The sequence below is a fragment of the Aquitalea sp. ASV11 genome (genome assembly GCF_016429185.1).
Lineage (GTDB): Bacteria > Pseudomonadota > Gammaproteobacteria > Burkholderiales > Chromobacteriaceae > Aquitalea > Aquitalea pelogenes.
The window spans coordinates 33,639-46,850 of the sequence record NZ_JAELUD010000012.1 but is presented as its reverse complement, the minus strand read 5'-3'; the positions used below and the strand labels follow the sequence as shown (position 1 = coordinate 46,850).

Annotated in this window: 11 protein-coding genes; 7 read left to right on the top strand and 4 right to left on the bottom strand. The window is 59.3% G+C overall.

What is annotated here, in order from left to right:
* Positions 1–41: 41 nt before the first annotated feature.
* The gene (iolG, locus tag JHD62_RS06200) at positions 42–1,028 is read right to left on the bottom strand and encodes an inositol 2-dehydrogenase (RefSeq protein WP_199102189.1); all 987 of its coding nucleotides are present in this window, start codon (positions 1,026–1,028) and stop codon (positions 42–44) included.
* A 563-nt stretch (positions 1,029–1,591) separates the two neighbouring features.
* Here iolG and JHD62_RS06195 point away from each other — a divergent pair.
* Entirely contained in the window at positions 1,592–1,762 is a 171-nt protein-coding gene (locus JHD62_RS06195) for a hypothetical protein (RefSeq protein WP_199102188.1), read from the top strand.
* A 398-nt stretch (positions 1,763–2,160) separates the two neighbouring features.
* On the opposite strand, the gene JHD62_RS06190 is transcribed toward JHD62_RS06195, so the two are convergent.
* From JHD62_RS06190 to JHD62_RS06180, 3 genes are read right to left on the bottom strand one after another with little or no spacing between them, the layout of a single operon-like run.
* Positions 2,161–3,168 (bottom strand): Gfo/Idh/MocA family protein, encoded by a 1,008-nt coding sequence (locus tag JHD62_RS06190; RefSeq protein WP_199102187.1) that lies wholly within the window; start codon positions 3,166–3,168, stop codon positions 2,161–2,163.
* Between the two features lie 37 nt (positions 3,169–3,205).
* Positions 3,206–4,030, bottom strand: a complete 825-nt coding sequence (locus JHD62_RS06185; protein WP_199102186.1) for a TIM barrel protein — start codon at positions 4,028–4,030, stop codon at positions 3,206–3,208.
* Between the two features lie 26 nt (positions 4,031–4,056).
* Positions 4,057–5,028 carry a sugar phosphate isomerase/epimerase family protein gene (locus JHD62_RS06180; protein WP_233160683.1) on the bottom strand — a complete coding sequence of 324 codons (972 nt, stop codon included), beginning with the start codon at positions 5,026–5,028 and terminating at the stop codon, positions 4,057–4,059.
* A 148-nt stretch (positions 5,029–5,176) separates the two neighbouring features.
* On the opposite strand from JHD62_RS06180, the gene JHD62_RS06175 reads away from it, so the two are divergent.
* The 6 genes from JHD62_RS06175 (at position 5,177) to JHD62_RS06150 (ending at position 13,192) form a co-directional block, all read left to right on the top strand.
* Positions 5,177–6,232 carry a LacI family DNA-binding transcriptional regulator gene (locus tag JHD62_RS06175; RefSeq protein WP_199102185.1) on the top strand — a complete coding sequence of 352 codons (1,056 nt, stop codon included), beginning with the start codon at positions 5,177–5,179 and terminating at the stop codon, positions 6,230–6,232.
* Between the two features lie 170 nt (positions 6,233–6,402).
* The gene (gene iolD / locus JHD62_RS06170) at positions 6,403–8,259 is read left to right on the top strand and encodes a 3D-(3,5/4)-trihydroxycyclohexane-1,2-dione acylhydrolase (decyclizing) (RefSeq protein ID WP_370541038.1); all 1,857 of its coding nucleotides are present in this window, start codon (positions 6,403–6,405) and stop codon (positions 8,257–8,259) included.
* Positions 8,260–8,296: 37 nt separating this feature from the next.
* Positions 8,297–9,208 (top strand): myo-inosose-2 dehydratase, encoded by a 912-nt coding sequence (gene iolE / locus JHD62_RS06165; RefSeq protein WP_199102183.1) that lies wholly within the window; start codon positions 8,297–8,299, stop codon positions 9,206–9,208.
* A gap of 366 nt (positions 9,209–9,574) precedes the next feature.
* Entirely contained in the window at positions 9,575–10,513 is a 939-nt protein-coding gene (locus JHD62_RS06160; protein ID WP_199102182.1) for a sugar ABC transporter substrate-binding protein, read from the top strand.
* A gap of 58 nt (positions 10,514–10,571) precedes the next feature.
* The gene (locus JHD62_RS06155; protein WP_199102181.1) at positions 10,572–12,119 is read left to right on the top strand and encodes a sugar ABC transporter ATP-binding protein; all 1,548 of its coding nucleotides are present in this window, start codon (positions 10,572–10,574) and stop codon (positions 12,117–12,119) included.
* Positions 12,120–12,166: 47 nt separating this feature from the next.
* Positions 12,167–13,192 carry an ABC transporter permease gene (locus JHD62_RS06150; RefSeq protein WP_199102180.1) on the top strand — a complete coding sequence of 342 codons (1,026 nt, stop codon included), beginning with the start codon at positions 12,167–12,169 and terminating at the stop codon, positions 13,190–13,192.
* Positions 13,193–13,212: the final 20 nt, after the last annotated feature.

The following is a 13,212-nucleotide window of genomic DNA, read 5'->3' as shown; positions in this document are numbered from 1 at the left end:
TGGCTGGCGGCGGGCTTGCATGGTTGTCGTGACGGGAAGGCTTACAGGCTGATCAGGCGGTTTTCCTGCCAGGAGCGGCTGGCGGCATCGGCCAGTTCCAAGGCCTTGACGCCATCTTCCACCGTGGTGCGCGGGGTGACGCCGCGCTGTACCACCTCAAAGAAGTGCGCCATTTCCAGTGCGTAAGCAGCGCGGTAGCGTTCCAGGAAAAAGTGTTCCGGCAGATCGGTGCTGACTTGCTGGCCACCATAGGCAGTCACTTCGGTAGGGCGGTGATTACCGGCCTGTAACATGCCCAGGCTGCCCAGCACTTCAAAGCGTTGGTCATAGCCATAGGCGGCACGGCGGCTGGTGTTGATCTGGCACAGGCGGCCGGAGCGGGTACGAATGGTGACCGCAGTGGTGTCGGCGTCCCCTGCTTCGCCAATGGCCGGGTCGGTCAGCACGCTGGCCGTGGCCTGCACACTGACGGCTTCGTCAGCCAGAATCCAGCGGCAGATGTCGAAGTCGTGAATCAGCATGTCCTTGAAAATGCCGCCGGAGCGTTTGATGTAGTCCACCGGCGGCGCACCCGGGTCGCGGCTGGTTACCACCAGCACTTCCGGCTGGCCGATTTCCCCGGCTTCAATGCGTGCTTTCACTGCGGCAAAAGTAGGGTCGTAGCGGCGCTGGAAGCCTATCAGGCAGGCCACGCCTGCTTCTTTCACCGCAGCGGCGCACTGGCGCGCGCGTTCCAGCGTCAGGTCCACCGGCTTTTCGCAGAAGATGGCCTTGCCACGGGCGGCCGCACGCAGGATGAGGTCGGCATGGGTATCGGTACTGGAGGCAATCACCACCGCGCCGACTTCCGGGTCGGCCAGCGCACTGTCGATATCGCTCACGCTGGCACCGTACTGGGCCGCCAGCTGCTGTGCTGAAGGCTGATGGGTATCGACGACATACTTCAGGCGTGCGCCAGGCTGGGCGGCCAGGTTGGCGGCGTGGATCTTGCCGATACGGCCGGCACCGAACAGGGCTACTGCGGTCATTGCTGTCTCCTCATGTGTGTTGTTGGCCAACCGTGCTGCGGGCTGGTGTGCTTGCAGGGTAGTATATGTTGGAAAATAATTTCTGAAAATATTTTTATTGGAAATTTATTTCCCCGTTGTGGCAGATCTGCCTGTCACCCTGTTGAGCGCTGTCCCGTCAGATTCCTCTGTGCCCCCCTCGACCGACAGACCGTCCGCCAGGCAGACGCTTGCACCACACCAGAGACCAAGCATTTTGCTTTGCCGATAGTTCCTGCATGTGTGGGTGGGAGGATTGTCTTGCAAGTAAAAGTCAATGGATGCGGGCAGTTATTTTGGCAGAAATAAATGATATTGGCAGATTAATTCATTGTGATACATTCCATTGAAATATTCACTGGGATTGCAAATGAAATTTGATTGCCCTTATTGTCAATTTCAGTTTTTGGATGATTTTGAACTGCTAGCGCCTGATTACCTGCATCGTATTTGCTGCGAGCAATGCGAGCAAAGTTTTTGGATGATATTGACTGAGTGTTGTTGCGGTGAGTTGGCAGTGTCAACGATCAGAATGGAAAATGCTGATGGATATGATGAGTAGCTTGAATAATAAATTGTTCGATTTTTCTGAAATTGCCGATTCACATGATTTGATAAGAAAGATGCGAGCCGATTTAAATGCTTTTTCTGTTGATGGTTTTGTTTTTAAATTGGTGAGTAATTTTTTCGGTGATAATCCAGTTTTCGATAGTTGAAGGTGATTTCCAGTTTTCTTCATACTCGTGGAGTCATGATTGTTTGATGCAGACGATTTTATTGTATGGTAATTCGTTACATCACGATCATCATAAAAGTAAAAATAAGAATTTTACAGATCTTTGTTTGTGCTCGCGTAGTTTAATAACGCCTTATTCGTATTTGTATCTTTTCTTTTTTGCATTTTTTCCCCGTTTTTTTGATCGAATCATGAGGGGTGCGTTGAGTAATTATCATAAATCTCCAACAGGTTTGGATGGTAGCAGCCATTACTTTTGTTGAGCATGCTTATTTGTCCAACTTGGGTTGTTTGGATTCTTGGGTACGCGATGCAAAAAACCACAGCAGCCATAGGCCGCTGTGGCAAGTCCGAGGAAGCATGCTGCAGAAGCAGGGTTCAGTAGAAGCCGGGGCGTTCCGGCATGTTGATGTCCACCACTGCGCCATTCTGTTGTGCCAGCACGCAGGCATCGGCAGCCACGGCAGCGGCATAGCCATCCCAGGCTGAGGGGCCGGTGAGAGAACCGGCCTGTACACCGTCGATGAAGGCTTGCAGCTCCACGTCGTAAGCGGCGATGAAGCGCTGTTTCCAGTCGGTGAGGATTGCGGTGGAGTAACTTGCCGCGCTGCGCAGCGGCACGCTGGATGGCTCCGGCAGGCTGGCAATGCCGGTCTCGCCGACAATCTGGCACTGGATGTCATAGCCATACTGGCAGTTGACGAAGATTTCCACATCGATGCGCACGCCGCTGACGGTTTCCAGCAACACGATCTGCGGGTCGGCCAGATGGGGCAGGGCGTGGCTGCTCTTGCGTGGAAAGACCACCTGGGCCGAGACATAGTCTTCATCCAGCAACCAGCGCAACACGTCCAGTTCGTGAATCAGCGTATCGGTAATGGCCATCGGCGTGGTGTAGCTCTCTCCCACCGAGGGATTGCGATGAGCGCAGTGCAGCATCAGCGGTGCGCCGATGCGTCCCTCGTTCAGTACCTGTTTGAGCGCACGGTAACCAGCGTCATAGGGCCGCATGAACCCAACTTGCACCAGCCGTTTGCCATGTGCCAGTTCGGCATTAACGATGCGCATGCAGCCCTCGGCAGTGACGGCCAGCGGTTTTTCGCAGAACACCGGCTTGCCGGCGGCAATGGCATCCAGCACGAATTCTTCATGGCTGGGGCCCCATGAGGTCACCAGCACGGCCTCCACTGCCGGGTCGCGAATCAGTGCCTGGCCGCTGTCATGCACGCTGGCAGCCAGTTGGTATTGCTTTACCGTGGCCTCGGCTTGCAGTGGGTTGATGTCGTTGACGGCCACCACGCGGGCGCCGGACAGGGTCTGGCTGATGCGGCGGATGTGGTCCTGACCGATGGCTCCGGTGCCGATGACGCCAATGGCTAAACTCATGTTTGTCTCCTTGATCTTGTTTATCGTGAGATGGGTTTTAAACGGCGAGTTGCTGGCGGATGTAATCCATGCTGTCACGCAGCAGGGTTTCGCTGTCTGGCGCTTCCATGATGTCGCTGGCAAAGGGTTCGAACGACACCACCCCCTGATAGCCGCGCGCCAGCAGTTCTTTCAGCTGCGGAATATTGCCCAGCCGGTCGGCACTGCCCACCAGTACGCGGTGACCATCGCGCATTTCATTGCTGGCCAATGTCGTGGATTCCACGCCGGAGATGTGCACCAGCCCAGTCAGCTCCGGAAAGAAAATGTCTTCGCCAGCCAGGTGGTGGTGGAAGGTGTCGTGCACCAGGCGGAAATGACGCTCACCAGCGGCAGCGTAAATGGCGGTGACGGCGGCTGATTTGTGGCGTAGTGCACATTCCTCGAAGCCCAGTGGTTCCACCAAGCCGGTGATGCCGTGGTCGTCCAGAATCGGTTTGAGTTGTTTGAGCGCACGGATAAGGTCTTGCTGGCGCTGGCTGGCACTGCGGGCATCGTCCCGGCTGTTGAGCGGGCACATCACCAGCGCCTCTGCACCACAGTCACGGGCGTAGGCGGCCAGTTGCACGGCACGCTGTTGCAGGTCAGCGTCAAAAACATCAAACGGGTAGAGCGCATTGATGGTGCGGATGGTGACCCCGGCTTCGGCTGCGGCAGCGCGTAGCTGGGTGGCCGGGGTGCCATTGCTGATTTCCACGCCATTCAGATCGTTGCGGATTTCGATATCGCTCACACCCAGTCGGCGGCACATTGCCAGATAGTCGGGAAAGGACAGGCGCGGTGCGCTGATACGGTTGATGGCAAAGCGGATGCTGTGGTTCATGATGGGCTTTCTGCGGGTGAGGGGACTTACTGTGATTGCCAGTGGCGATAGTGCTTATCCAGATAGCGCTGCATCTCGCTCAGCATGAAGCGCGACGAGGCGTCGGCGCGTTCCTCCCAGGCAAACACGCAGGAGGACAGCACACCGTCGAAACCGATGTCGGCCAGGGTGGCAAAAAACACATCCCAGTCGATTTCGCCCTGGCCGATATCCAGATGCTGATGCACCCGTACATTGGCACCCGGCGGGTTGACGATATAGCGCAGGCCGGATGAGGCCTTGTGGTTGAAGGTGTCGGCCACACGTACATGGGCCAGTACCGGCGCGGCGCCGCGCAGCATGGCGGCCATTTCGTCGCCGTAGTAGAAGGTGTGTGGCGCGATATAGGACAGCTTCACGTTGGCTGAGCCAATTACCTGCACGATGTCCAGCGCGGGCTGGAAGGTTTCCACCCAGTCTTCAGGATGTGGCTCGATCGACAGCTGCAGGCCTTCGCGCTCGAAGATCGGCACCAGCTCGTCCATAGAACGCCAGAAAGCGGCTTCGCATTGCTCCGGAGTGTTGATGCCGGCACCCAGCCCGACGGAACGCTCTGGCGATCCACCACGACCAAATTCGGAAATCATGGTGTCGCATTCCAGTTCCACCGCAATTTCGATGGCCTTTTTCCAGTATTTCATCGCCGCCTGACGTTCATCTTCAAACGGGCTGGACCAGCGGTACATCGGTTGCAGCGTGGCCAGGCTGACGCCATGTTCGCGCATGGCCTGCTTGAAACCGGCCAGCCGTTCGCCATTGGCACGCGGCATGGCCCACCATTGCAGCAGGTCGGCGCGTGGGGATAGCTCGATATGGCGGTAGCCCAGCTCTGCCGTCTTGCGGCATAGCTCCGGCAGGCTGAGGTGCCGGTGCATGTACGGGTCCAGCGCAATCTTCATGTCGTCCTCCATTTCTTGTGGTGTTGGCTGATAACCATATTGCAGTGCACCTAATGCCAAACGGCTATGTCCTTGTGGTAAAAGGGCTGCAGCGTGGTTGCGCTGGAGGCAATCTAGGGGAAGTAAGGCAGGGTTTCAGTTGCTGATTTGACGATAAATCGTCAAGGTGAGTGGCTGATGCACTCCCTTCACCCGCAGGAGCACGTTGATGAGCAGCCCGCCACGTCGCAAGAAAACTGCCCGCTTTGTTGAAATTGCCGCCCAGGCCGGGGTGAGCGTGGCCACGGTGGACCGCGTGTTGAACGAGCGTGGTAGCGTATCGGCCCAGTCCCGCGCCAAGGTGGTAGCGGCTGCGCGTGAGCTGGCGGTGCCACGGCTGTTACCGGATACCCGCCACGGGCTGATTCATCTGGACATCCTGTTGCCGTACAACCAATCCCCCTTCTTCCGGCGGCTGCGGCAGGCCTTGCAAGCGGCACTGCCCATGCTGGACCGCCGGGTAGTAGTGCACCAGCAGACGCTAGGGGAAAAGGATGAAGCCGGCATGGTGCGCGCCTTGCGTCCCCGGCCTTACCCACGGCAGGGGCTGATTGTGGCGGCACCGGATACCCCGGCCGTGCAGCAGGCCTTGCAAGCGGCCATCCAGCGCGGCGAGCAGGTGGCGCTGGTGGTGAGTAATGTGGCCGGTCTGCCGCAGGCTCGCTATGTGGGCATAGACAACCATGCTGCCGGGCGGACTGCCGGCTGGCTGCTGGGCCGTCTGTGTCCGCAAGCGGGCAGGGTGCTGTTGCTGTCCAGTCGGCCGGACTACCGTGGCCATCTGGAGCGTGCCAGCGGTTGTGCCGAGGTGCTGGCACAACGCTTTCCCCATTTGCAGTGTGATCAGGTGGCCACCGCCACCCATGACGATGCCGACCGTTGCTATGCCGCGGTCAGTCATGCTTTCAAGCAGGGTCGGCCGATTGCCGGTATTTACAACAGCGGGGCCGGTTCACCCGGCATCGAAGCGGCGTTGCGCCGCTATGCCATCCACGACAAGGTGTGCTGGGTAACGCACGAGCTGTCGGACGACCACCGGCAGTATCTGCAGCAGGGCTTGCTGGACGTGGTGATTGATCAGGACCCGGATGGCCAGGCCATCAAGGCCCTGCAACATGTACTGGCAGCACTGGGGGTATTGCCGCAGGGAGGCGAAATCGGGGCGGCTGAATTCCGCCTTTATCTGGCAGAGAACATGTCGGCTTCGCCCTATCTGTCTCCCTAGCAAGCATGGTTTGGGTTGCGGAAATTGTTTTTCAAAATAAAATTAAAATGAAAAATAATTTGCAAATATACGGAAATCTTATATCGTAGTGGCAAGCTGTTCCTTACTCTCGATCACGTCATGCTGGCACCGCCCGGTCAGCTGCCGTCATCGCCCCCTGGAGAATGGATGTGAAAACCGTACGTCTCACCGTGGCCCAGGCGCTGGTGCGCTATCTGGCCGCGCAGTTTGTCACCATGCCGGATGGCAGCCGGGAGCGGCTGTTTGGCGGTGTGTGGGCCATTTTCGGCCACGGCAATGTGGCCGGCCTGGGCGAAGCCTTGCAGGCAGCGCAGGATGTGCTGCCCACCTTGCGCGCCCACAACGAACAGGGCATGGCCTTGGCTGCCACCGCTTATGCCAAGGCACATTTTCGCCGCCGCATGATGGCTATCAGCACTTCTATCGGCCCCGGTTGTACCAATCTGGTCACCGCTGCGGCGGTGGCCCATGTCAACCGCCTGCCCATGCTGTTGCTGCCGGGCGATGTGTTCATCTCGCGCGCGCCGGACCCGGTATTGCAGCAAGTGGAAGATTTTCAGGATGGCGGCGTCTCGGCGGTGGATTGCCTGCGCCCGGTTTCCCGCTATTTCGACCGCATCGTGGTGCCATCCCAGTTGCTGACCGCCCTGCCACGTGCCATTGCCACTCTCACCGACCCGGCGCAGTGCGGCCCGGTGACACTGGCCCTGCCGCAGGATGTGCAGGCGCAGGCCTTTGACTGGCCGGAAGCTTTCTTTGCCGAGCGTGATATCCACTTCCGTCAGCCACCGGCAGAACCTGCCGAGCTGGCGGCTCTGGCCAGCTTGCTGCGCCAGGCCAAGCGCCCGCTCATCGTCTGTGGTGGCGGGGTGCTGTACAGCGTTGGCGGTGTGGAGGCACTGAAAGATTTTGTCGAACGGCATGGCATTCCGGTTGGCGAGAGTCAGGCGGGCAAGGGCGCGTTGAGCTGGGATCACCCGCTGCTGGCCGGTTCCATCGGCGTCACCGGTTCCCCGGCGGCCAACGAGCTGGCCGCGCAAGCCGACCTGGTGCTGGCGGTGGGCAGCCGTTTGCAGGACTTCACCACCGGCTCGCATGCGCTGTATGCCCAGGCCACCTTGTTGTCCATCAATGTGAATGGTTTTGATGCCATCAAATGGGGGGGCCACAGCCTGCAATGTGATGCCGCCGTCGGGCTGGCCGCGCTGAGTGCAGCGCTGGAAGGCTGGCAGGCCGATGCCGACTGGACCGCGCACAGCCAGCGACTGTGCAATGGCTGGCGCCGTCAGGTGGACGAGATTGTGCGCAGCCCGCGTGCCAGCCTGCCCACTTATGCCGAGGCCATCGGTGCGGTACAGGCCTCGGCGGCGGATTCCTCCGAACGCGACATCGTGGTGTGCGCTGCCGGTACACTGCCGGCCGAGCTGCACAAGTTGTGGCGCACCAGTACGCCCGGTGGTTATCACATGGAGTACGGCTTTTCCTGCATGGGTTACGAAGTGGCCGGTGGCCTGGGCGTGAAAATGGCCCGGCCAGAGCGCGAAGTCATCGTGATGGTGGGCGATGGCAGCTATTTGATGCTGAATAACGAGCTGGCCACCTCGGTGATGCTGGGTCACAAGATCATCGTGGTGCTGCTGGACAATGCCGGTTACGCCTGCATCAACCGCTTGCAGCAGGCCTGCGGCGGTGTGCCTTTCAACAATATGCTGGTCGACTGTCTGCATGGCGAGCATGGCATTCCACAGGTCGATTTTGCCCAGAATGCCCGCTCCCTGGGTGCCGAGGCCGAAACCGTCGGCTCGGTGGCCGAACTGCTGGCCGCCATGGTGCGCGCCCGGGCATCCAGCCGCAGTTATCTGATCCAGCTGCGCATCGATGGCCCGCAATGCACCCCCGAAGGCGGCAGCTGGTGGGAGGTGGGCATTCCGGAAGTATCGGAACGCGAGCAGGTACGTGCTGCCCGTGTCGACTACGAACAAGCCCGCTTGCGTCAGCGGCTGTAGCGCAGCCATTACACATACATATATAAGGAGTGAGACAGTGCAGCAATTTGATGTGCGCATCGGCATCAACCCCATTTCCTGGAGTAATGACGACCTGCCGCAGCTGGGCGGGCATATTCCGCTGGAAACCTGCCTGCAAGAGGGCGCGGAAATCGGCTATGCCGGCTTCGAGCTGGGCAACAAGTTTCCCAAAGACCCGCAGGCCCTGCGCGACAAGATGGCCGAATACGGCGTGGCGGTGGTGTCCGGCTGGCACTCCGGCCATCTGGCCGAGGGGTCGGTAGAGGATGAAATCGTGGCAGCCACTGCCCATGTGGACAAGCTGGTGTTCAACGGCTGCCAGGTGCTGGTGTATGGCGAAGTCGCGGACTCGGTGCAGGGACAGCAGCAGACACCGTTATCTCAACGGCCACGCTTTGCCAGCCAGCAGCAATGGCGGGATTACGCCGCGCGGCTGGATGCCTTTGGCAGCTGGCTGAAGGGCAAGGGCATCACCCTGGCGTATCACCATCACATGGGTGCGTATTGCGAAACCAGTGCCGACCTGGACTTGCTGATGTCACTCACCGGGCCGGATGTCGGCCTGCTGTTTGATACCGGCCACATCACTTTTGCCGGGGGTGACGCCTATGTCGAGCTGCTCAAGCATGTGGACCGGGTGGTGCATGTGCATTGCAAGGATGTGCGACGAACAGTGATGCAACAGGCCAGGGCGGAAAACTGGAGCTTTCTGGACGCCGTGCTCAAGGGCGTGTTTACCGTACCGGGCGACGGCATGATCGACTTCGCCCCCATTCTGGCCACGCTGCAACGGCATGGCTACCGGGGCTGGCTGGTGGTGGAGGCCGAGCAGGACCCGGCGCTGGCACCCAGCTATGAATACGCCAAGAAGGGTTACGACTATCTGGCCGCCTTGTGTGCCAGCCTGCGCCAGCCGGTTGTTGCCTGAAAACGCTTGTTGCCAGTGCAACTGGTCGCCGAGTCAGTAGCCATGCCATGTCGGCATGGCTTTTTCATTTTTCCGCCCTTCTTGTTGCATTTGTGCCCGGTTAAAACCCGTTAAATCAAGGAGATGGCCATGCTGTGCATGGTGCTGTGGCAGGACCCTGGCCAGCATGGGCAACTGCTTCATCTGGCAAGATATAGAAAAACATTTCTAAGTGCAGTGCAGCATGAAATTTTATTTGCAATATTGATTCGGCTCACTTATCTTAGCTGCACGACAACACGATATGCGCTTCGCATTGCACTGCAACATGAGCGGTCGGCGGCATGTCGGGATCGAACCCACACCATAAGGACAGGAGACGCATCAATGAAACGCATCACCAAGCTTGCTGGTTCCGCAGTGTTCTTTTCCCTCACCATGCTGGCCATGCCGGCATCCGCCGCCAAACTGGGCGTGACCATGTCCGCCTTTGACGACAACTTCCTCACCGTGCTGCGCAACAACATGAAAACCTATGCCGGCAGTCAGAAGGGTGTGGACATCCAGTTTGAAGATGCGCAGAACGACGTTGGCCGCCAGCTCAGCCAGGTACAAAACTTCATTGCCCAGAAAGTGGACGCCATCATCGTCAACGTGGTGGATACCGATGCCACACCGAAAATCACCAAACTGGCGCAAAGCGCCGGCATTCCGCTGGTGTACGTAAACCGCATGCCGGCCGACAAGACCCTGCCTGCCAAGGTGGCCTTTGTCGGCTCCAACGAGGCCGAATCGGGCACCGTGCAGATGAAAGAGGTGTGCCGCCTGATGAAGGGCAAGGGCAATATCGTGGTCATGATGGGCGACCTGGCCAACCAGGCCGCACGTCAGCGTACCAAGGACGTGGAAGATGTCATTGCCAAGGCCCCGTGTAACGGCATCAGGATTGTAGAAAAACAGACCGCCAAATGGTCGCGCACCGATGGCCGCGACCTGATGATGAACTGGCTGAGCGCCGGCCTGCAGTTTGACGCCGTGGTGTCCAATAACGACGAAATGGCACTGGGTGCCATTCAGGCACTCAAGTCTGCCAAGCGTCTGGACAAAACCATCGTGGCTGGCGTGGATGCCACCCAGGATGCGCTGACTGCCATGAAGAACGGCGAGCTGAAAGTCACCGTGTTCCAGAATGCCGCCGGTCAGGGCAAGGGCGCGGTGGACACTGCGCTCAAGCTGTCGCGTGGCGAGAAGCTGCCGTCCATGATCTGGGTACCGTTCGAACTGGTCACCCCGGCCAACCTGAAGAACTACCAGTCGCGCAACTAAAGCTGAAGCGGGCGGCCGCCGCAGTGCGCCGCCCGGTACTCAAGGAGGAGAGCAAGCCATGTTGAGCCTGGCCCCGGAAAAACCGAAGGCAGCCGCACTGTCCCGCCCGCCCGTGGAGCGCGAAACGCTGCTGATTGAAGTGGAAGGCGTACGCAAGGCTTTCCCCGGTGTGGTGGCGCTGGATGATGTGTCCTTCCGCCTGCGCGCCGGAACCGTGCATGCGCTGATGGGCGAAAACGGTGCTGGCAAGTCCACGCTGATGAAAATCCTGGCCGGGGTGTATATCCCGGACAAGGGCGTGTACCGCCTGCACGGCCGTGAAATTGCGCTGACTTCGCCGCTGGATGCCCTGGAAAACGGCATCGCCATGATTCATCAGGAACTGAACCTGATGCCCTTCATGAGCATTGCCGAAAACATCTGGATCCGCCGCGAGCCGCTGAACCGCTTCGGCCTGATCGACCACGCCAGGATGTACCAGATGACCCGCGAGCTGTTTGCCCAACTGTCCATCGAGCTGGACCCCGAGGCCAAGGTGGCCAGCCTGAGCATTTCCAGCCGCCAGATGGTCGAGATTGCCCGTGCGGTGTCGTACAACTCCGACGTGCTGATCATGGACGAACCCACGTCTGCACTGACCGAGCACGAAGTCGCCCATCTGTTCCGTATCGTGCGCATGCTGCGCGAGCAGGGCAAGGGCATCATCTACATCACGCACAAGATGAACGAGCTGTTCGAGATTGCCGACGAGGTGTCGGTATTCCGTGATGGCCATTTCATCGGCTGCAAGCGGGTGGAACAGCTGACTCATGATGAAGTGATCCGCATGATGGTGGGGCGCGAAATCACCGAGATGTTCCCCAAGACCATCGTGCCGATTGGCGAGGTGGCGCTGGAAGTGGAAAACCTCACCCTGGATGGCGTGTTCCGTGATGTGACATTTAGTGTCCGCCAGGGGGAAATCCTGGGTGTGGCGGGGCTGATCGGCTCCGGCCGCAGCAATGTGGCGGAAACCCTGTTTGGCGTCAGCCCGGCCAGTAGCGGCCAGATCCGCATCAATGGCCAGGCAGTGACGGTGGACTCCCCGCGCACCGCCATGCAGCACGGCATGGCCTTTCTCACCGAAGACCGCAAGGACACCGGCTGTTTTCTCAACCTGAGCATTCAGGAAAACATGCAGATATCGGTGCTGGGTGGTGACAACCTCAAGGCCGGTTTTGTCCGCCAGCAGGCGCTGGACGCCATGTGCGCAGCCATGTCCGGCACGCTACGGGTGAAAACGCCGAATCTGGACGAGCGCATCGAAAACCTGTCCGGTGGCAACCAGCAAAAAGTGCTGATTGGCCGCTGGCTGCTGACCAACCCGAAAATACTGATTCTGGACGAACCCACCCGCGGCATCGACGTGGGGGCCAAGGCCGAAATCCACAAGCTGATCTGCAAGCTGGCCGGGCAGGGCGTGGCCGTCATCATGATTTCGTCCGAGCTGCCCGAGGTACTGGGCATGAGCGACCGCATCATGGTGATGCACGAGGGCAGGGTGACCGGCATTGTCGACCGTGCCGACGCCACCCAGGTCAGCATCATGACACTGGCTGCCGGCTGACACTGCCGCAAGCCAGGCAAAGCACAATAACAGCAGGAGAAGACGAGATGGCAATCAGCAATACGCAGCCGCTGGACAAGGCAGCAAAATCCGGCGCATTTGGCTTCAGGATTCCCGCCGAAGCACGCATTTTCATGGTGCTGCTGGGCGTGGCCCTGATATTCGAACTGTTGGGCTGGGTCTTCGTTGGCCAAAGCTTCATCGCCAACAAGGAAAGACTGATCGTGATGGTGCTGCAGGTGTCGGTGATCGGCATCATCGCGGTAGGCGTTACCCAGATCATCATCATGGGTGGTATCGACCTCTCATCCGGTTCGGTGGTGGCACTCACCGCCATGGTGTCGGCCAGCCTGGCGCAAACCTCCGACTTTGCCCGTGCGGTGTTCCCTTCGCTTACCGACCTGCCGGTGATTGCACCGCTGGCAGCCGGTTTGCTGGTGGGGCTGGTGTGCGGGCTGATCAACGGTGCGGTGATTGCCCGCACAGCCATTCCGCCCTTCATCGCCACACTGGGCATGATGGTCACCGCACGCGGCCTGGCCAAGTGGTACACCAAGGGTGAGCCCATCAGCATGCTGTCCGATAACTATGCGGCTATCGGTGCCGGGATCAACCCCATCATCATCTTCCTGCTGACGGCACTGGTGTTCCACATCGTGCTCAGCTACACCCGTTACGGTAAATACACTTATGCCATTGGTGCCAACCGTGCTGCCGCCCGCGTGGCCGGCATCAATGTCAACCGTCACCTGATTCTGGTGTATACCGTGGCAGGTTTGCTGTCCGGCCTGGCCGGGGTGGTGACGTCGGCGCGGGCGGTGTCCGGTCAGGCTGGCATGGGCATGATGTACGAGCTGGATGCCATTGCTGCCGCAGTGATTGGTGGCACCTCGCTTAATGGCGGTCTGGGCAAGATTACCGGCACGGTGATTGGTGCGCTGATTCTCGGCACCATGACCTCCGGCTTCACCTTCCTGCGTATCGACGCCTATTACCAGGAAATCGTCAAAGGCATCATCATCGTGGTGGCCGTGGTGGCAGACCAATACCGCCAGCGTAATCGCCGCAGCTGATAGCCCGGCATCACACAGCG

Excerpts from the sequence above, each read along its gene's own strand:
- iolG (WP_199102189.1), bottom strand. The coding sequence starts at position 1,028 with ATGACCGCAGTAGCCCTGTTCGGTGCCGGCCGTATCGGCAAGATCCAC.
- JHD62_RS06195 (WP_199102188.1), top strand. The coding sequence starts at position 1,592 with ATGGATATGATGAGTAGCTTGAATAATAAATTGTTCGATTTTTCTGAA.
- JHD62_RS06190 (WP_199102187.1), bottom strand. The coding sequence starts at position 3,168 with ATGAGTTTAGCCATTGGCGTCATCGGCACCGGAGCCATCGGTCAGGAC.
- JHD62_RS06185 (WP_199102186.1), bottom strand. The coding sequence starts at position 4,030 with ATGAACCACAGCATCCGCTTTGCCATCAACCGTATCAGCGCACCGCGC.
- JHD62_RS06175 (WP_199102185.1), top strand. The coding sequence starts at position 5,177 with ATGAGCAGCCCGCCACGTCGCAAGAAAACTGCCCGCTTTGTTGAAATT.
- JHD62_RS06160 (WP_199102182.1), top strand. The coding sequence starts at position 9,575 with ATGAAACGCATCACCAAGCTTGCTGGTTCCGCAGTGTTCTTTTCCCTC.
- JHD62_RS06155 (WP_199102181.1), top strand. The coding sequence starts at position 10,572 with ATGTTGAGCCTGGCCCCGGAAAAACCGAAGGCAGCCGCACTGTCCCGC.
- JHD62_RS06150 (WP_199102180.1), top strand. The coding sequence starts at position 12,167 with ATGGCAATCAGCAATACGCAGCCGCTGGACAAGGCAGCAAAATCCGGC.